General features: G+C 56.0%; 15 protein-coding genes and 1 pseudogene. 6 read left to right on the forward strand and 10 right to left on the reverse strand.

The annotated features are described in order from the left end of the window. Window positions 1-8: 8 nt before the first annotated feature. The 6 genes from AB1E33_RS17085 to AB1E33_RS17110 form a co-directional block, all read right to left on the reverse strand. Window positions 9-938, reverse strand: a complete 930-nt coding sequence (locus tag AB1E33_RS17085) for an ABC transporter permease (RefSeq protein ID WP_372578481.1) — start codon at window positions 936-938, stop codon at window positions 9-11. Beyond that, window positions 931-2,046 carry an ABC transporter permease gene (locus tag AB1E33_RS17090; RefSeq protein ID WP_372578482.1) on the reverse strand — a complete coding sequence of 372 codons (1,116 nt, stop codon included), beginning with the start codon at window positions 2,044-2,046 and terminating at the stop codon, window positions 931-933. Before AB1E33_RS17090 ends, AB1E33_RS17085 begins: the two co-directional genes overlap by 8 nt. Continuing rightward, window positions 2,043-3,569 (reverse strand): ABC transporter ATP-binding protein, encoded by a 1,527-nt coding sequence (locus AB1E33_RS17095; RefSeq protein ID WP_372578483.1) that lies wholly within the window; start codon window positions 3,567-3,569, stop codon window positions 2,043-2,045. Before AB1E33_RS17095 ends, AB1E33_RS17090 begins: the two co-directional genes overlap by 4 nt. An 86-nt stretch (window positions 3,570-3,655) precedes the next feature. Then, window positions 3,656-4,687: a BMP family lipoprotein gene (locus tag AB1E33_RS17100; RefSeq protein ID WP_372578484.1), complete on the reverse strand. Its 1,032-nt coding sequence runs from the start codon at window positions 4,685-4,687 to the stop codon at window positions 3,656-3,658. A 28-nt stretch (window positions 4,688-4,715) separates the two neighbouring features. Continuing rightward, window positions 4,716-5,678, reverse strand: coding sequence for a PDR/VanB family oxidoreductase (locus AB1E33_RS17105; protein WP_372578485.1), 963 nt, complete (start codon window positions 5,676-5,678; stop codon window positions 4,716-4,718). A gap of 15 nt (window positions 5,679-5,693) precedes the next feature. Then, window positions 5,694-6,749 (reverse strand): Rieske 2Fe-2S domain-containing protein, encoded by a 1,056-nt coding sequence (locus AB1E33_RS17110; RefSeq protein ID WP_372578486.1) that lies wholly within the window; start codon window positions 6,747-6,749, stop codon window positions 5,694-5,696. A 229-nt stretch (window positions 6,750-6,978) separates the two neighbouring features. Here AB1E33_RS17110 and AB1E33_RS17115 point away from each other — a divergent pair, with 229 nt between their 5' ends. Continuing rightward, window positions 6,979-7,818 carry an AraC family transcriptional regulator gene (locus tag AB1E33_RS17115; protein WP_372578487.1) on the forward strand — a complete coding sequence of 280 codons (840 nt, stop codon included), beginning with the start codon at window positions 6,979-6,981 and terminating at the stop codon, window positions 7,816-7,818. 87 nt (window positions 7,819-7,905) lie between these two features. After that, on the forward strand, window positions 7,906-9,264 hold the full coding sequence (locus AB1E33_RS17120) for an ISKra4 family transposase (RefSeq protein ID WP_372578643.1): 1,359 nt from the start codon (window positions 7,906-7,908) through the stop codon (window positions 9,262-9,264). A 34-nt stretch (window positions 9,265-9,298) separates the two neighbouring features. Here the strand turns inward: AB1E33_RS17120 and AB1E33_RS17125 are convergent, their stop codons facing one another. From AB1E33_RS17125 to AB1E33_RS17140, 4 genes are read right to left on the reverse strand one after another with little or no spacing between them, the layout of a single operon-like run. Beyond that, a complete protein-coding gene (locus tag AB1E33_RS17125) occupies window positions 9,299-11,101 on the reverse strand; it encodes a metallophosphoesterase family protein (RefSeq protein ID WP_372578488.1) in 1,803 nt (600 codons plus the stop codon). Window positions 11,102-11,133: 32 nt separating this feature from the next. Then, window positions 11,134-12,642 carry a tripartite tricarboxylate transporter permease gene (locus tag AB1E33_RS17130; RefSeq protein WP_372578489.1) on the reverse strand — a complete coding sequence of 503 codons (1,509 nt, stop codon included), beginning with the start codon at window positions 12,640-12,642 and terminating at the stop codon, window positions 11,134-11,136. Between the two features lie 12 nt (window positions 12,643-12,654). Beyond that, on the reverse strand, window positions 12,655-13,170 hold the full coding sequence (locus tag AB1E33_RS17135; RefSeq protein WP_372578490.1) for a tripartite tricarboxylate transporter TctB family protein: 516 nt from the start codon (window positions 13,168-13,170) through the stop codon (window positions 12,655-12,657). 2 nt (window positions 13,171-13,172) lie between these two features. After that, entirely contained in the window at window positions 13,173-14,372 is a 1,200-nt protein-coding gene (locus AB1E33_RS17140; protein ID WP_372578491.1) for an ROK family transcriptional regulator, read from the reverse strand. Between the two features lie 93 nt (window positions 14,373-14,465). On the opposite strand from AB1E33_RS17140, the gene AB1E33_RS17145 reads away from it, so the two are divergent. The 4 genes and pseudogenes from AB1E33_RS17145 (at window position 14,466) to AB1E33_RS17160 (ending at window position 18,527) form a co-directional block, all read left to right on the forward strand. After that, the gene (locus AB1E33_RS17145; RefSeq protein ID WP_372578492.1) at window positions 14,466-15,449 is read left to right on the forward strand and encodes a Bug family tripartite tricarboxylate transporter substrate binding protein; all 984 of its coding nucleotides are present in this window, start codon (window positions 14,466-14,468) and stop codon (window positions 15,447-15,449) included. 75 nt (window positions 15,450-15,524) lie between these two features. Beyond that, entirely contained in the window at window positions 15,525-17,060 is a 1,536-nt protein-coding gene (gene betC / locus AB1E33_RS17150) for a choline-sulfatase (protein ID WP_372578493.1), read from the forward strand. Between the two features lie 2 nt (window positions 17,061-17,062). Further along, window positions 17,063-17,251, forward strand: a pseudogene (locus tag AB1E33_RS17155) (lycopene cyclase family protein); the annotation flags it as partial. 298 nt (window positions 17,252-17,549) lie between these two features. Next, entirely contained in the window at window positions 17,550-18,527 is a 978-nt protein-coding gene (locus AB1E33_RS17160; protein WP_372578494.1) for an IS5 family transposase, read from the forward strand. Window positions 18,528-18,862: the final 335 nt, after the last annotated feature.

Consider the following 18,862-nt stretch of genomic DNA (forward strand, 5'->3'; position numbering starts at 1 on the left):
TTCACGGATCAGCGGAAATAAGGAATGCCAAGGCGCTGCGGCTGGCGCGATTGACGGCGCAGACCCATCAGCAACAGGATTGAGGCGAGGTACGGCAGCGCCAGGAATATCTGATGCGGCACGTCGATGCCCAAGACCTGCACATGGGTCGCCACGCTTTCCAGCAGGGCAAAGACCAGTACGGCGGCCAGCACGCCCTTGGGCATCCAGTTGCCAGCGATCAGAGCTACGATGGCTAGCCAGCCGCGACCGGCGGTGATGTCGGCCAGAAAACGATCCGAGAAACCCAGCATAAGGAACCCGCCTCCAAGCCCAGTCATCACACTGCCGAACAACACGGCGGCATATTGGCGGACGGCAACGCTCAGGCCCTTGATGTCCAACGCCTTGGGGTTTTCACCCAGACAGCGCAGCTCCAGCCCCCAGCGGGTGCGGTAGAGCAGATACCAGACTGCGGGCACGGCGGCGAAGGCCACATAGGTCAGCAGACGCTGGTCGAACAGGATTTCTCCGACAATGGGGATCGAGGACAGGACCGGGATCGGGACGTTTTCGAACCCGTCAAATGTCGGCTGCGCGCGGCCCTTGATATACATGCGGAACCAATAGAGCGTCAGTCCCGCGATCAGCAGATTGACTGCAAGCCCGGTGATGAAATGGTCCACCCGCATGGTCACAGTCATGAAGGCGATGATCAGCCCGACCAGTGCCCCGGCCACCATGGCCATGACCACGGCAAGCCAGATCGACCCAGTGGCGGTAGCAACGAAGTAGGCGGTAAACGCGCCCATCAGCATTGTGCCTTCGACACCCATGTTCCAGATGCCTGCGCGCTGGGTCACAAGCTCACCGATGGCGGCGAATAGGATCGGTGTGGCGATACGGACCATCCCCGCAAGGATGCTGATCAGAATGGTTTGCTGGAACAACTCACCCATCGGTCTGAACCCTCACGATCTTGTAGCGGGCAGCCACACCCGCGCAGAGGAAGGTCAGCATCAGAATGCCTTCCATCGCCGGTACAAGCGCTGCCGGAACCTGCGCCAGAAGTTTCATGTAAAGCGCACCGCTGCTGAGTCCGCCAAAGATGACCCCAGCCACCACCGTCCCCAGAGGGCGCAGGCCGCCGATCATGCCGATGATGATGCCAGTATAACCGAGGTTGAACAGCGTGTCGGACCGCAACCTGTGCGCAGTTCCGAAGATTTCCGACACACCCGCCAGCCCGGCAATAGCGCCGCTGAGGATCATCACCAGCACGATGGTGCGCCCGATATTGGTGCCGCGATAGGCAAGTGCCACCGGGTTGTAGCCCATGGCGCGGATTTCATAGCCAAGCGGGGTCTTGTCCAGAACAACGTAGCAGACCAACGCCGCGACAATGGCGAAACCAAAACCCAGATGCAGCTTGCTGCTGCCGAACAAAGCAGGCAATTGAGCGGCCTCGCTGATAGGCGCGGTTTGCTGATAAACAACCGAAGTCGATACCTCGGTCCAGGGACCGCCGCCAATCAGATACGACAGAAGGAACACGATCAGATAGTTCATCATAACGGTCGAGATGATCTCGTTCACGTCGAACCGGTCTTTCAAGATCGCCGCCAGTGCGCCAAGAACCGCACCGCCGATCATGCCGCAAAGGATGATCCCGGCGATGTACAAGGCGGGCGGCAGACCAGCCAGCATCAGATAGCCGGTATAGGCCCCCATCGCACCCGCATAGACCTGACCTTCCTGCCCGATGCTCCAGACCTGGGCGCGGAACGCCACAACGGTCGCCAACCCAGTCAGGATCAGCGGCGTCGCCTTGGCCAGCGTTGCGACAAGCGCCTTCTGGCTGCCAAAACCGCCGTTCAGCAGGGCCGAGAAGGCCTTGATCACATCTGCGCCGCTGGTCCACAACAAAAGTGCCGACAGAACCAGCCCGAACAGGGTCGCCGCCAGATACATGGAGAATGTCCAGATCGGTTTGCGGTTCACACGGGGTTCGATCCTGATCCGGGTAATTGGACGCGGTGCCCCGGTATCGCGTTCGATGGAGGTCATTCCGCAGCCTCCTTTCTCTCACCGGCCATCAGCAGGCCAATCTCTTCGATGGATGTGTTTTCGGGGTCGACCACGCCGGTGATCCGGCCGCCCGAGATCACCGCGATGCGATCCGACAGGTTCAGCAGGTCTTCCAGTTCTTCCGAAGCCAACAGCACGGCAAAGCCTTCGTCGCGCTTTGCGATGATCTGCTTGTAGACATATTCGATCACGCCCAGATCCAGCCCCCGCGTCGGCTGATTGGCCAGCAACAACTTGTTCGAATGCACGAATTCGCGGGCAAGAATGACTTTTTGCGCGTTACCGCCAGACAGGTGGTTAACCGGGGTAGTGGCGGATGGCGTCTTGATCTGAAACTCGTCGATCAGACCTTCGGCGATGGTGCCGATCTGTTTTTGGTTCAGAAAAGGCCCCTGGGTGTAGTCATCATGGCGCTGCCAGCCCAGGATCATGTTCTCCTGAATGTCGAACTCGGGGATCAGCCCTTCGCGAAACCGGTCATCGGGCACCAGACCCACGCCGCGATCCATATACTGGCGCGACGGCAGTCCCTCGATCCGCTCATCCGCAAGGGTCACGTTGCCGCTTTCGGGGATCAGGATGCCCGAAAGGATTTCGAACAACTCCTTCTGTCCATTGCCGGACACCCCGGCCAGCCCCAGTATCTCGCCCTTGCCGATGGTCAGACTGATCTGATCCAGCGCCAGATTTTCCCGGTTGTCGCGATAGCTCACGTTGTCAACAACCAGAACAGTTTCCGGTGCCGCCGCCCCTTCGGCCGAGCGATCCCGGATCACGCGCAACTCGACGTCGCGCCCGACCATCATGCGGGTCAGTTCTTTGGGAGTCACTTCGCCGGGCCGGACGGTATCGACCACTTTGCCTTTGCGCAGGACGGTCACCCGGTCGGATTGCATCACTTCGACCATCTTGTGACTGATCAGCACAATCGACAGGCCGAGCTCCTTCATATGGTTGATGATGCGGAACAGGCGAATGGACTCCTCGGGCGTCAGCACCGCCGAGGGTTCGTCCAAAATCAGAATTTCGGCTCCCAGATACAACGCCTTGAGAATCTCGACCCACTGCTGCTGCCCAACCGCGAGGTTGCGCACCGTCGCGTTCGGATCCAGATCGATGTCATATTCCCGGCACAGGTCCTCGACCCGGCCGCGGGCCTCGTCCAAATTGAGTTTCCAGCCGTTTTCATGGGTTCCGACAACGATGTTTTCCAAAACGGTGAAATCGGGCACCAGTACGAAATGCTGATGCACCATGCCGATTCCGGCATGAATTGCATCACGGGGCGAGCGGAACTTGACCGGTTCGCCGCGCAGCTCCAGCCCCCCGCCTTCGGGCTGATAGAAACCGAACAGGCAGGATGATAGGGTTGATTTTCCGGCCCCGTTCTCTCCAAACAGGCAGTGAATTTCCCCGGCGACGAGATCGAAGTTCACATCTTCATTCGCGATCACACCGGGGAACCGCTTGGTCAGGTTCACTGTTCGTAAAATCGGAGACATTGGTTTTCCCATCATTTGGGCTGACTGTCTAAACCTCTCCCGGCGCAGGCATTGCGCCGGGGGCGAGTTCACAATCTACAAGCCTTTCAATCGGACTTGGGCGGCGATACGTCCAGTTCGACCGTCAGTGCGCCCGATGCGATATCGTCCAGTGCGGTCTGAACTTGTGCCTGTACATCGTCCGGCACCTTGTCAGCCAGATCATAGTAGGGGGCAATGCTGGTGCCGCCTTCGGCCACGCCGCGCCAGATGATCTCGGTATTGCCCTCAAACGGTTTGCCATCGGCCTTATTAGCCCACCATTCATCTACAACCCATTTCACGTCAGGGTCCCAATTCGCCAGCGAACTGGACAGGATCGTGGACGGAGAATAGTGATGGTCGTCTCCAAAGTTCGAGAAGCACAGAATACCGGCCTCTTCACAGGGCTGAAAATTTCCAGCCAGCTGGTAAATGATGTCCGCGCCGGTTGAGATTTGCGCCGAGGTCATTTCCGAGGCCTTTCCCGGATCATACCAGCTTTCGATAAAGGCGACCTTTTGCTTGATTTCGGGATTGACCGATTTAGCCCCCGCGAAAAAGGCATTGATCAGGTCGTTAATGTCATCGGCAGGATATGTGCCGACAACTCCCAACGTGTTGGAACCAGTTAGATTGCCTGCAAGAATTCCCAGCGCATAGGCTGATTCATGCACGCGCTTGTAGACCCAGTACTGGTTGCCCCCTAAACCTTCATTGCCTGAACCCACCACGACAAACATGATTTCAGGAAACTCATCCTTTAGTTTTTTCACCTGATCGGAATAGGTCGAATGCGCCCAGATGATGTCATACTCACCCGACTCAGCGAACAGGCGCATCGCATCGCCTGCGTCATCGCCCCAGAGCGGATCGGTATACTGCCAGCTGATATCCAGTCCGTGCGGCTTTGCCTCTTTTGCCCGCTCCAGCGACTGGATGAGGGTACCGTCCCAGCTGGATTCGATACCTGCCGACAATATGACGGCGATGTTCAGATCCTCGGGGTTCTCAGCAGCCGCGAACTGTGTCGAGGCCAGAAACGTACCCAGCCCAAAAGTCAGAGCACTGGCGGATTTCAGAAATGTTCTTTTTCGCATTGCTTTCGTTCCCTGTTATTTGTGGATGTCATAGATCCAGAACCAGTAGGTCCGAATGCGCCCGTGAACAGCACACCGTCATCTGGTCGTTTTCTGCGTGTTCTTCATCCGTCAGCACGTAGTCCCGGTGATCCGGCGTACCTTCGAGGACTTTGGTGATGCAGGTACCGCAGATGCCCTGCTCACATGATTTGGGGATGTCGAATCCCATCTCTTCCAGCACATCGATGGCAACCCGGTCAGCCGGGATATCGACAACCTCGCCAGTGCTCGCGACCTTGATCTTGAATGCGCGGTCATCGCTATCCATTGCAGGCGGATCGACCGCGAAATACTCGCGATGGACAGCCTCGGACGGCCAGCCTTTGTGGACCGCGTCCAACACCGCATCCATGAACCCGGCCGGGCCGCAGACATACAGGTGCGTTCCCGGGTCCGGAGCCTGGCTCAGCCCCGCAATGTCGAATTTCTGATCCTCGTCCCCGTCATCGAAATGCAGATGCACCCGCTCTGAGAATTCCGAGGCCTGCAGGTCTTCGCGAAAGGCCATGCGCTCTTTGGTTCGGGCGCAGTAGTGCAATTCGAAAGACGTACAATTCGCATGCAACGCCTGTGCCATTGACAGGATCGGAGTGATGCCAATGCCACCTGCGATCAACAGGGAATGCTCGGCCTTGTCCGATAGTGCGAAATGGTTACGAGGATCGCTGATCTCGAGGCACTCGCCGACATCCAACTGGTGCACGGCCTCGGAGCCGCCCCTGCCGTCGGTTTCTCGCAGCACACCCAGACAATAGCGGTGCGTCTCGGATGGATCGTTGCACAGAGAATACTGACGGATCACGCCATCCTGTAGATGGATATCGATATGGGATCCGGCGGTGAATGAGGGCAAGGGCTTCCCATCCGCCGCGACCAGTTCCAGCCCGGCGATATCCTGCGCCAGAACGGACTTTTCTCTGATTTCCACCGTGATAAGGGTGACCGTCATCGTTGCTCTTTCTGATTAACTTGCGATCGGAGCGCCGAGGCCGAATTTCTTGACCAACGCACGCCGGTAATCCATGGAAATCCGGTCCGCAGGAATGTGCATTTCTTCGGTCAGATCCAGTGGCAGATCCTCGGGGTGCTGGCCTTCGACCAGAGGTTTGTCCTCTTCGTTGATCTGAGAGGATTCCTTGACCAGATACTCTGCATTCGGCTCTTCCGTGTTGTCAGTAATGATCTGGAACAGCTTCGATTCATGAGCCGAAACCGGGCAGACCGTATCGGCGATGATCTGCACATAATCGCTGTCGACCGGCCTGATGTAGATGGCGGTGCTGAACGGGAATGTTAGTTCGTAGGTATAGACCACCTCGCGATCATCGGCCTCCACCCCGTCCGGAAAGCGGTTCCCGCCTTCCAGATAAGGCATGTCGAAGGTCAGCCCGTAGTCGGTTTCATGAACTTTATACAGCGGCAACGGCGCGGGGGTTTCGTTTCCGAACGTACCGCCGTGCACAAACGGGAAATGGGCCAGATCGTTAAAGTTTTCGACATGCCGACTGGCTGCAGCCATCCAGGTGCCGGACGGAATGAAGTTTAGCTTGATGCTGGGGTCATCCAACATCTCCCATGTTGGCAGAGTCCAGTTTGGCTCGCCGCTCAGGCAGGCCCATACGATGCCGTATCTCTCTTCGCTCAGAACGGAATACAGACGCATCTTGGGCGGAATCTTCGCATTCTGGTGCGGCATTGAGGGAATCTTGGTGCACTGGCCGGAATGATCGAAACACAGACCGTGCATCGGACAAACCAGGTTATCGTCGCGAACCCACCCAGCACTCAGCCGTGTTCCGCGATGGGGACAAATGTCGCGCGCCACCGACACGCCTTGAGACGTGCGGTAGACAACCAGATCCACATCCAGCAACCGTGCCTTTTCAGGTTCGTCCTGAATTTCATGCGCATAAGCGATGGGATGCCAAAAGTTGCACAGAATGCGCCAATCGTTTTCGTCAAAGGTGCAATTGCGCGGCAAATCACTTGCGAATTTTGAGTGATTTACGGACTGGAACATGGCTGGCACTCCGGGCTGGCGGCTTTTTTCCGCGGGTGGCTGAGGGTGATGACACCCACACTGTGTTTGCTCAAGATCAATAAATACATGACAGAAAATCATCTAAAATTGACTGTAATGAATAAAACCGTCATATTTCATGCATGTTCTCTAAACCAGCAACGCCGCCAGCATTCAGACTGGTGGTTGCATCCTTCTGATCGTTAATCCGAGTCGCGATACCTGGCACATGGACCAACTCATCAATCAGATCCGGGGCTACTCTTTCGGGGGGATGACCTATGAAAAGGGCGGCCTCTTCGGCCCGATCATGCGCCCCTACCTCTCGGTGATTGTCATCGAAAGCGGCAGCTGCACGATGCGCTCGGATGCTGGGAGTGTAACTGTCCGCTCCGGTCAGGCCGGTGTTCTGGCTGGGCGCAAACGGTTCGAATTCGACTACCTCAGAGGAGAGAGTACAACCGTAAGCTGGTGCGAGGGGTTTCTCCCAGACATAGACCCGCCAGTATTCGAGGCGCAGTTCACGCATTTCGAACCAATCCCGATATCGGAGCGGCTCAGACGGTTGCAACGCGTCGGAGTGAGTACCGGCCATGCCTCATCGGCTGACCTGAATAGCCTGCGCAACGCAATCGGCCTGTCGGTACTTCGCGCTTTTTTGCTAGAAGCGCGTCAAGACGAATCGGAAAAGAAAATGCCTGTGCGCGTTTTGATGGCCAAACGGTTCATGGACGACAATATCAGCGACGAAACTGTCGTGGTGAACGCCGTAGCACGACATGTTGAAATGTCTCCGCAGCACCTGATTGCTTCCTTCAAGACGACCATGGGCATTACGCCGGGCAAATATCTCTGGCAGATACGCGCGGCCAGAGCGCGGCAATTGTTGGTTCACACCCGTCTCAGTCACGCGCAAATCGCTTTTGAGTGCGGTTTCAAAAGCGTGTCCCATTTTTCCAGAAGCCTGAAAGCGCGAATTGGCAATACCCCCAGTCAAATTCGCCGCGAGATGGGGTTTGTACAGTCAAGTGAAATGGATACTTCCGTCGAAGAGTTCTTTTTTGATTGACCGGCTAATGAGAGGGGAGTGGAAAAATCTTGGGGACCTAAATTGATTTCGGTCTATCCTGATGTCTTTGTCGCAGGAGGATTTGGTGTGAAAGTTCGGATCAGGATTGAAACGGAGTTTGGGTGGGGCGAGTGCCGGTCCCATGATATTGGCGTCATTGAGCGGTGTTCTATCGATCCGTCGGAAGACGGCCTTGGTATCAGCCTCGCTGAGGGCAAATCGATCTTGAAAGAAGTCCAGCGTGCTGTTCTCCAGGATCAAGTGGAAGAAATCAGCGAAGTCGCGCGGGTATGCCGTCACTGGCATTCGTATTTGCCTGTGCATGATCGTCGTAAGCGACGTGTCGATACTCATTTCGGTCGTGTGACTGTCGAAGCGCCTCGGGTCCGGATGTGTATGTGCGGCTTCCCGGGCTTTCCTGCGTTCAAGGCAGCGTATTCTCCGCTCACGCGGATTTTGAAAGACAATGCCACACCCGAATTTAGGAGGCTTCAAGCCGAACTGGGTGCCCGGCATAGTTTTCGGGAAGCCGCGCGTCTGTTGAACGAGCTCACACCTTGCGCCACCCAGAACCACGCAACGATCCGGAACCGGCTTGCGTCGGTTGCCAAGGCCCTGGAAGATCGCTGTTGCGAGGAACCGACGGATACGGCCATTCAAGCAAAACCTACCGAGGTGACGGTCATTCTAGACAGCGCATATGTTCGTTCACGCCTAAAATATCAAAGGCGAAATTTCGAAGTCATTGTGGGGTCGATTGAAAGCGAAACAGCTGAAAAACGGCGGTTTGGATTGAACCAGATGGGTGCCGATCACCCGATTGAACACCTGCGGTCCAGCCTGAAAGCCGCTGGTTGGGAGGATGGCGTTGCAGTCACTGTTCTTTCTGATGGGGATCCCGCGCTGCATCGCTTGATCAGAAACGCAACGGGTGCCGATGTTCGTCACATACTAGATTGGTGGCATATATCGGCGCGCATCCGACATGTGGAGACAACATTTCAAACGCTGGCATCACACACCGGAACCGAAAGTAGCGCAGAGATTGCTGCCCTTGTTGGGACACTTCGCTGGCGCATATGGCATGGCCAGACAGACCGAGCACGCGATACGCTTGATGTCTTGTTCCGCTTCGCGATGCGCGTGCGCGAACACACCCATGGTCAGTCAATCGATGCGGCGCTCTCGGTCGCCTCACGCGCATTGGATCTGAGAACATACTTGAGCCACAACCTTTCAGCCATCGCGAACTACGGGCGAAGACGTCAGCAAGGGAAAGCAGTCTCAACTTCAAGGGCAGAAGGCCTCGTAAATGAGATCGCCAATGTGCGCATGGGAAAGAAACAACGCATGAGATGGTCCCCAAGAGGCGCGCATCGTGTTGCGGTTGTCAGGGCTGCCGTCTTGGATGGAAGGCTTTCACTAGGGCTACTTAGGGCGGCATAATCCCCAAAGCTTTTCCACTCCCGTCTTGGGGAGTTCAGATTTTCCGGGCGTGTCCTGCGCGGACAGCCTCAAGCAGCGGTCGTGGGTTGTTGCAGCGGTCAATGGCTCCGTTGCGCACAAAATATCCCCGATCCACATCAACCAGAGTATCGCAGTACACACGCGTGTTTCTGAGCCTTGGCCGAATATCCATCGCCTCAAGCACCCGTGCGGCGGTCGCATCGTCGTTGGTATGCGGCACGGCTGGATTGTCTCCGGCGACCCGCAGATGTGCCGATGCTTTCAGGCCGTGGACGGCGGCCGCGTTGTCCATTGCGGTAAGCCGCTCAGCCACAGGATCGGTGTTTCCCACCCGAAAAACCGCACCGACGATTCCGCAGGATTTTGGCATCGCCGCCAGCGCCGCCAGTTGGTCGGAATCCGTCGCGTTGAACCCGTGGTTGATGACGTGGAAATAGGTGCCCTCGGCCTTGATGTCGTCCTTCGTGCGCATCCGGGAGATATAGATCGGCAAACCCGTTGCCTGATGCGCCTTGGTCAACAGATCAGCGGAGGCCTCGACATCGCGCCAATTCAGCGAGATTTCCCAGTCCGACAGATTACCTGCTTCGGCCGCGATTATGTCCAGCACCGATTTATTGACGCTCCAACCGAACAGCGTTGTCCGGAACCCCAGATGTTTGAGAACGGCCAATCGCGCGCGCCGCGAAGGATCCAGCAAATCATGGAGCGGGATGCGAATGTCGCGCACGCCCATCTCTTGCAGCGCCAGAAGGTGATAGTCGTTACGCACGGGCTTGCGGTCAAACTCGTCCAGACCGCCGCTGGGCGGTACTTCCGAGACTTCGGCCCAGTTCTGGCGCAGGTCGAACCCGATCAGCGGGCTGGTGTTCTCTCGCGGCTCCGGAGCAAGTTTCAGCATCTCACCTGCCGGTTTTTCACCTAGTGCCAACTCGGCCCCGTTCGTGCGCACAAATCTGGTGACGTGACCGTTTTCGTAGACGTTCACCACAAAGTACCCCAGCTTGGCGGCGTCATCGCGTCCAAATTCGCTGCCTTCGGGAGGGATCGCGCGCAACATTTCCGAATAATCCTGCCGAACAAAGCTGGTGGCCGGAGCAAGGTAGAAATCCGTCTCGCCATAACGATCATACCAGAAGTTATGGGCATGGCCCGAGAACATGGCCTCGACCCCATGCTTTTCAAGCAACCCCAGCAACCAGCCCCTGCCCGGCTGATCGGTATTGTCGTAGTGATCCAGTTCTTCGGGGTGACACAGATAGGCCGGGTGATGCAGCATCAACATGACGCGCTGGCTGCTGGCCGCAGCAAGTTCGGATTCAACCCATTGCATCTGATCCGCCTCGGCCTGAAGACCAGAATTGATCAGTTGTGCATTCAACAGAATGAAGCGTATCCCACCCTGTTCGAAGCTGTGGAAATGGGCACCAAACTCACCTTCCCAGGCATCGATCATTTCGGGCGTAGTCGGACTGGCCGGCCCGCCGCTAATCGGCGTGTCACCGATGTCATGGTTTCCCGGCAGAACATGGATCGGCACGGACAAGTCGGACACGATCTTGCGATACGCGTTCGCGGCATGTGCGTAAAGTTCCCCGGTTTCAGGAACCGGATGCAGAAGGTCGCCGAGATGAATGACAAAGTCCACTTCTCTACGATTGATATCTGCGACCACAAATCGAAATCGTCGATTGGCACGAGCGTTCACCGGAAAGGGTGAATTGCAACTATCTTCATCCGGATTGACATGCGTGTCTGAGATGACGGCAAAGCTGTATTCAAAGCGCCCCAAACCCGGCGCATTCACGTTGACCATTATTGCGTTCCTCGTTCTTTAAATCGTTCGGATCAGCCGCCGGTTGTAAGGACCGATGCCTGTCCTGTTCGCGACGCACGAATGCGAGATCGGATCAGCACAAATATCGACAACGCTGTCAGCATCCAGAACAGCCAGCAAATCGCATTACGGACAAAGATCGACAGGCTGCCATCAGACAACAGCAGTGACTGACGGAAATTGTCCTCAAGAAGCGGCCCAAGAACGAAGGCAATCAGAAACGGAGCAACCGGGATATCAAGCCGTAGCATCGCGAATCCAACAAGCCCCATGCACAGCATCACCAGGATGTCGAACAGGTTGTTGTTCACCGCATAGGCGCCATAAACGCACAGGGTGAAGACGATCGGGTACAGGATGCGGTTTGGGATCAACGCAACGCGGCTAAAAGTCTTGATGGCGACCTTACCCACGATGAACAGATAGGCTGAGCTCAGCAATATCCCCATGAACAGCGCGTAGATCATCGGCAGGTTTTCCGCGAAAAGGATAGGTCCCGGACGCAAGCCGTGGATCATGAACGCACCCAAAATGACCGCCGTGATCACGTCCCCTGGCACGCCGAGCGCCAGCAGCGGGATCATGGTGGCTCCGGCCACGCCGTTGTTCCCGGCCTCGGCAGCGGCAACACCCTCGGGCTCACCCTTACCAAAGTTTTCCGGGTTCTTCGAATTTCTTCGCGCCTCGCTGTAGCTCAGGAAAGCCGCCGGAGCGCCACCGATGCCGGGAATTGCGCCCAGAATAACACCGATAAAGCTGCCGCGAATAACCGACTTCAACGTCTTGCGGAATTCAGCAAAACTTGCGCCGTTGCCCAGTTCCTGACGCTGCGCTCCTGCCGGCCGCGCACGGCGTGTTGCGCGATCAAGGATTTCGGGGATGGCGAACAGGCCAATGAGCACCGGAATAAAGTTCAGACCGGACATCAGTTCGTAATTGCCAAAGATGAACCTGTTGGTTCCATAAATCAGATCAAGCCCCACTGTTGCCAGCATCAGGCCCAGACAGGCAGACAGAATGCCTTTGGTCAGGCTTGGCCCGGCAACACCTGCGATGATTGTCAGCGAAAAGACGATCAGAGTGAAAAACTCCGGCGGGCCGAAGCGCAGTGCAAAAGTCGCCAGAAAACCGGCGAACAGGATCAGTGCAATATTGGAAATCAAGTCGGCCACGCAGGATGCGTAAAGCGCAATGTCCAACGCCTTTCGTGCCTGCCCTTTCTGCGCCAGCGGATATCCGTCGAGAATGGTACATGAAGCCGCGGGTGTTCCCGGCGTCTTAATCAGGATTGCCGTCAGGGACCCGCCGTATAAGCCTCCCTTGTACACACCAAGCAGCAGCAGAATGCCGGTTACGGGTTGCATGGTGAATGTGAATGGCAGGGCCAGCGCTACACCCATTGGCGTAGTCATTCCCGGTATCGCGCCAATGATGGTGCCAATCAGAACACCGATGCCGATTACCAGAATGTTCTCGACGCTGAAGAACAACTGAAAGGCTATTGATAAATTCTCGATCATTTTCGGTTCTCCTCAGCCAATATTCTCGAACATGCCCAATGGCATCGGCACACCGGCGACATGCAGAAAGAAAAGATACAGAAAGATGGGCAGAAGGACGCTGATCGGTACGATAAAGTACCATTTGCGCTCACCAAAAAAGAGCATCATGGATAGCATCAGCACGATGGAACTGGCGACCACCCCCAGCGTGGTGAGCGCGAAGTAAAACAGGAAAAGGGCAAAGATCAAAATGACCGTTCGCAACGTTCCCGGTAGAGTGTCCAGCTGGTAGATTGCGTCTGCTTCTGCATCCTCATCCGGATCAGCAGCAGGTATTTTGAGAAAGTAGGATTCTGCCACCAAACATAGCGCGACGAACACAACCGCGAGGGCTATGACGCGCGGCCAGAACTCGGGCGATAGCGCCGAGATTTCGACATTTCCGGGTGAATCTACCCCTGACGGAATAAGGATCACGATCGTCAGGACCCCGAGAACCAGGAACAGTGCCCCGGCAAAAAGATCTCTTCGTTTTGATGGCTCCACGGTCAATATCCTCCCTTCAGAAAATTCAAATCCAGCTCTGCATTTGCAATGTTCTCGCTGAGCGAAAGCAGTCGGGCCGCGCCCATATGGGTCATCTCGCTGGATTTGATCTTGATAGGCTGTTGAAGGTCCGACTTAAGATTATCGATCTGGTTCCGGAACGCTTCGAGGTAAATGGGTGACTGTGCAAGCGGGCCCGCCAGCAGCACCAATTCCGGCTGCAGAACTGTTAAACTCAACGAAAAGCAGTTTGCTGCCCGCGCGCCAAAGTCTTCCAAAGCTAACCTGAAGTCTCCATCCACCTGCTCTGCTTGCGAGACTACATCCCAGATTTTCCGTGCTTTTTCCTGGTCGGATAGCGCGTCGAAAACGTCAGGCGTTAGAAGCTGCCGTAACAGGGCCTTTCCACCGCATATATCCGATAGTGCGACCGGCAATTTGCAGCCCAACCCGTCCGTGGTTTTGGCTTCGGTTAATACGCCACCCACTCTGCTGATACCGCTGTACGGCTGCCCGTTGACCTGCAACCCGATGCCGAACCCGAGAGAACAGTAGATCACGACGACATTTTCGATATTTCGCGCAACTCCAAAATTGACTTCTGATTGGCAGATCGCTGCACTCGGGGTTTCTAAAACCACAGGGACACCAAGCTTCTCTCTGACAATCTCGCATACTTTGATCTCCTTCTCCCAGCCAAGCGTCGGAGCTGAGATGACCGTACCGCGCGCCTTATCAAGATTACCGGCTATCGTAAGACCGACACCGAACACTCTTTCTTTTTCAGGGACATGTTTCTCAATAAGCTTTCGCGCTTTTTCGCAGCACGTCTTCAAAAAGCCATCGCCGTCTGACAGGCCTTTGCCGCCAGCATCCCACGAGGCAATTCGGTTGTTTGACAGATCTGCCAGCGTGACCACTTGCTGATAGGCATTAATGCCAACACCGATCACATAACCGCCGGATCGGTCCATAGTAAGCTGCTTTGTTCGCGGCCCTCTGCGACCCTCCGGCTGCGAAATGCCAACTTCCTGGACCAAACGCGCCTCGATCAGGTCTCGGGTTATCCTTGAGACACTCGCGGTATTTAGAGCGAGGTTGTCGGCAATTTGCGTTCGGGAAATCGTGCCCGATCCCAGAATTTCACCAAGAACCCTCTGCCTGTTTCCTCGGCCGATTTCTTCCTGTGACCAACCTGCCATTTTGCACCTCCTGAATATATCTTTACTTAATTATTTACTTACTGCAAGTATTTTATTATGGTGAACCTCATTCGATTCAGGGAGACGCAACAAATGAAACTCAGAAACACAGTAACCGCCGCGCTGAGCAGCCTTGCCCTGCTCGCGATCCCAATGGGAGCATCAGCGAAAGATTATCCTAGCAAACCAGTGACTTTGGTGGTTCCATACGGCCCCGGCGGCGCCGCCGATCTGGCCGCTCGCACCCTCAGTACAGAGGCACCCGACTACCTGGGCGAGAACATTCTGGTGGTAAACAAGACCGGTGCGGGTGGAGTCGTCGGCTCGACTCAGGTCGCCAAATCGCGCCCGGATGGCTACACCCTGCTGATGGCGCGAGTTGGTTCTCAGGCCACGGTTCCTGCGATCAACCGCACGATCCCCTACAAGTGGGACGACTTCACATTCCTCGGTCTGATTGAGAAGAACCCGTTTGTATTGGGGGTGAGTGCGGATTCGCCTTACCAAAGCTTTGATGAGCTGAAAGCGGCGATCGAGGGTGGCGAGCGCCTTTCATATGCGTCCGCCGGTGTTGGTACGCTGTTGCATATGGCGATGCTGATCATGCTGGACGATCTGGGCGTCGACTCCGAAGCCCTGATCCATGTACCCTTCAAAGGCGGCGGCAAAGCAACTGCGGCGGTCGTGGGTGGCCATGCCGACCTGATCTTCCACAATCTGTCCGGCTTGTCAGGCGCAATCGAGAGCGATCAAATCCGTCCGTTGCTCACCACAACACCTGAGCGGTTTGCTGCGATCCCAGATACGCCGACCGCGCAGGAACTTGGTCACCCGAATCTCGAAAACGTCATTGGTTGGACAGGCGTCTGGGGTCCGAAAGATTTGCCGGAAGACGTCGTAGCGAAATGGGTCGAGGTTCTGGGCGCTATTTCCGCCGATGAAAGCTGGGTCGAAACAACTGAAAAGCTGGGGTCGGTTCCAATTGTACTGTCACCAGAAGAGACCAAGTCCTTTGTCGAAGGGCAGGTCAATACCTTCAGCACAACCGCCGAAAAATTGGACATGGTGATCCAATAACCAATCGGCACCCCGGGCGGCTTCTCCTCCCCTTCGCCGCCCGGGACAAACTTCATCTTTATTTGGGAACCAACAATGGCACGTCCGAACATCCTCTTTATTCAGGCTGACCAGCTCGCTGCGAATGCGCTGAAGACCTATGGCAACAAGACGGTGAAAGCGCCAAACATCGACCGTCTCGCGCAAGCGGGGGTGGTGTTTGAGAACTGTTATTGTAACCTGCCCATGTGCGGACCGTCCCGCGCGTCGATGCACGCAGGAAAGCTGCCTTTCTCAATTGGCATGTATGACAACGCCAGCGAGTTCCACGCCGATATCCCGACTTTCGCTCACTATCTGCGCAGCATGGATTACCGGGTCGAGATGTCCGGCAAAATGCACTTTGTCGGCCCCGATCAGCTGCACGGCTATGACAAACGCCACACGACCGAAATCTACCCGGCCAACTTTGCCTGGACCGTGGACTGGTCCAAAGGCCGAGAATACAAACCCACCAACCTGACAATGGCCCCGATCCTGGAAAGCGGCCCCGCGATCCGCACCATGCAGATGGATTATGATGACGAGGTTGAATACTACGGCGTTCAGGCGCTGTATGATCTGGCGCGAAAAGGCGACGACCGCCCCTTTATGCTGACGGTGTCTTTCACGTCTCCGCACTCACCCTTCGTGATCGGGCAAGAGTACTGGGACCTCTACGACCATGATGAGATCGAAAACCCGGCCGTCCCGCCTCTGGAATTGAACGAGATGGATCACCTCAGCCGCAACCTGCACTATTGCCAGTCGCGGCACGAATTCACTGTAACACCAGAAGACCGCCGCAAAGCCCGCCACGGCTATTACGGAATGATCTCGTATATCGACAAAAAGGTCGGGCGCCTTGTGAACGTTCTGGAAAAGGCCGGCCAGATCGACAACACCGTCGTCATCCTGACTGCCGACCACGGCGAGATGATGGGCGAGCGTGGCATGTGGTTCAAGCAGCACTTCTTCGAATGGGCCTCCAGCGTGCCCTTCATCGTCTACGCGCCGGATCGTTTCAAACCGGCGCGGGTGAAGGAGAACATCTCGCTTGTTGACCTACTCCCCACACTCACGGACCTCGCCGCTGATGGTTCATTCGAGGAGTATGCAGCACCCATCGACGGCCAATCTCTGGTCCCCGCGCTGAATGGCAACACCGCTGGCCTGTCGGACGTGGTGATCTCGGAGTTTGCTGCAGACGGCTCCACCGGCCCTAGCCGCATGGTCAAGAAAGGTCCGTGGAAGCTGATGTGGCTCGAAGGGGTCGACACGCTGCTCTACAACATCGACGAAGACCCCAACGAAGTGAACAACCGCGCAGGCGATCCGGACTGCGCGGATATCCGTGCCGAGCTAGAGGCGCTTCTGTTCGACCACTGGAACCCGGACGAGTTGTACGACACAATCCGTGCCAGTCAGGTCCGTCGCCTTACCATTCACAAGGTGACCGAAGGCGATCCAATCTACGTCTATACCGTCCGCAAAGATGACGATGAACGCTACATACGCAATGCTGGCGCAGCGGACACCAAGGCCCGCGCGCGCCTTCCCTATGTGGCTGCGGCCAAACCTGATCGGGTGTAAGAGTGTCGTATGATTACATTATCGTAGGCGCAGGATCTGCTGGTTGCGTCATCGCAAACAGATTGTCTGCCGACCCGAAAATCCGGGTTCTGCTTCTGGAGGCCGGGGGTAAGGACACCAATCCGTGGATTCACATCCCGGTTGGTTACTTCAAGACCCTGCACAACCCCAACACGGGCTGGTGCTATAAGGGGTTATCGTAACGAAGCTGCCGTATGTTGCATAAGCAAGCTTTTGTTATTGAACGGTTTTATTTACGTACCTTTAGCTAAGCACCTGTTTTTGTTCAGTATGGTCCTCACAGCCCCTCAACGCATGTGATTTACAGCTCCTTGAGTGTTGTGTTCGCCGATTTTGCCTGGGTTTCTGCGCCGCTCCAGATCAAAGGTGATGGTGCCTTGTTCCAAACTATGCCCAAATATGGGCCTTGTTGCAGTGATCGTCCCACCGCTGATATCGATGCAGTCTGTACCCTTCAGGATGTTGCAAATGCCGCACAAGTTCAACGGCGATCGTCGTGACAAAATCCCAAAGCAAAAGCATCAAGTGACCAACTGGTCTGAGTACAACGAAGGCTTACGGCGGCGAGGAGATCTGACTGTTTGGGTCAGTGATGAGGCGCTTGGGTTGTGGTTGGCCCCGCCTCGGACAACCCGGGGTGGCCAGCGGAAATACTCGGACCTAGCGGTTGAGATTTTTCTGACGCTGGGAGCGGTTTTCCACCAACCGCTGCGTCAAACCCAAGGCTTGATGCGCTCCATTGCAAGGTTGTTAAGGGTTGAGATCGCAGTGCCGGATTTCTCCACCCTATCGCGCCGGGGCAATGAGCTGACGTTGCACACAAAGCCGACGCCCAAGAGGGACAAACCAGTGCAACTGGTTGTGGACAGCACCGGGCTGAAGATCTTTGGCGAGGGTGACTGGTTGGAAGAGAAGCATAAAATCAGGGCGAAACGTAAGAGTTGGCGCAAACTCCACCTCGGTCTTGATCTTGTCAGCGGTGAGATTGTTTGCTCCGATCTGACCATGGACGAAATCGGCGACCCAACGGCCCTGCCATGCCTGTTGGATCAAGTCGACGGTCTGGTCGCTCTGTTTGTGGCAGACGGGGCTTACGACGGAGAACCAACATCTGAATTGCTTGCCGCTCGGTTCGGATCAACAATTGAGGTCACGATCCCACCTCCTAAAAACGCAACACTGAGCCCCAATGCGGCCAAAGATCCGACGGCACGTGACTGCCATGTCGCCGAGATCGCAGTCCGCGGGCGGATGGCCTGGCAGAAAGCCTCTGGCTACAATCAACGCAGCCGAGGTGAAACCCTCATGGGCCGCTGGAAAGCCGTCATCGGGTCCAAGCTAAAGGCGCGCAACTTCGAAAATCAGAAAACGGAAGCCAAGATTGGCGTCCGGGTTCTCAACCGGATGATCGGGCTTGGTCGCCCAAGTTTTGAACGCACCGCCTGAATTCCCTCTCCGATAGGGCGCGTTCCGAGCTCCAGATCATCCGTGCAACAACGCCATCATTTGTTCTCCTTCGCCCAGCTTCTCAGTAGTCCAAATCATGGAGCATGGAATCTTGTTTTGTCGGAGTTCCGCGAAATCGGGAACTGCCAAGCGCGCTATATTTTTGCGGGAAACCGCAATTCCGCCTTCAAGTCACCCGAGCACGAATTGACGTTCCCCGAAGGCGTCCATTTCTATTGCATAAACAAAGCAAACCCAGAGGTAGTCGCCAGGCCCCCCGATCGAAAACAGGATAGTCTTGCGTTCCAACACATCTTCAGCCGCGTTTGCCGCGA

It is taken from the genome of Ruegeria hyattellae, from assembly GCF_041537925.1.
Lineage (GTDB): Bacteria > Pseudomonadota > Alphaproteobacteria > Rhodobacterales > Rhodobacteraceae > Ruegeria_C.

Excerpts from the sequence above, each read along its gene's own strand:
- AB1E33_RS17085 (WP_372578481.1), bottom strand. The coding sequence starts at position 938 with ATGGGTGAGTTGTTCCAGCAAACCATTCTGATCAGCATCCTTGCGGGG.
- AB1E33_RS17090 (WP_372578482.1), bottom strand. The coding sequence starts at position 2,046 with ATGACCTCCATCGAACGCGATACCGGGGCACCGCGTCCAATTACCCGG.
- AB1E33_RS17095 (WP_372578483.1), bottom strand. The coding sequence starts at position 3,569 with ATGTCTCCGATTTTACGAACAGTGAACCTGACCAAGCGGTTCCCCGGT.
- AB1E33_RS17100 (WP_372578484.1), bottom strand. The coding sequence starts at position 4,687 with ATGCGAAAAAGAACATTTCTGAAATCCGCCAGTGCTCTGACTTTTGGG.
- AB1E33_RS17105 (WP_372578485.1), bottom strand. The coding sequence starts at position 5,678 with ATGACGGTCACCCTTATCACGGTGGAAATCAGAGAAAAGTCCGTTCTG.
- AB1E33_RS17110 (WP_372578486.1), bottom strand. The coding sequence starts at position 6,749 with ATGTTCCAGTCCGTAAATCACTCAAAATTCGCAAGTGATTTGCCGCGC.
- AB1E33_RS17115 (WP_372578487.1), top strand. The coding sequence starts at position 6,979 with ATGGACCAACTCATCAATCAGATCCGGGGCTACTCTTTCGGGGGGATG.
- AB1E33_RS17125 (WP_372578488.1), bottom strand. The coding sequence starts at position 11,101 with ATGGTCAACGTGAATGCGCCGGGTTTGGGGCGCTTTGAATACAGCTTT.
- AB1E33_RS17130 (WP_372578489.1), bottom strand. The coding sequence starts at position 12,642 with ATGATCGAGAATTTATCAATAGCCTTTCAGTTGTTCTTCAGCGTCGAG.
- AB1E33_RS17140 (WP_372578491.1), bottom strand. The coding sequence starts at position 14,372 with ATGGCAGGTTGGTCACAGGAAGAAATCGGCCGAGGAAACAGGCAGAGG.
- AB1E33_RS17145 (WP_372578492.1), top strand. The coding sequence starts at position 14,466 with ATGAAACTCAGAAACACAGTAACCGCCGCGCTGAGCAGCCTTGCCCTG.
- betC (WP_372578493.1), top strand. The coding sequence starts at position 15,525 with ATGGCACGTCCGAACATCCTCTTTATTCAGGCTGACCAGCTCGCTGCG.
- AB1E33_RS17160 (WP_372578494.1), top strand. The coding sequence starts at position 17,550 with ATGCCGCACAAGTTCAACGGCGATCGTCGTGACAAAATCCCAAAGCAA.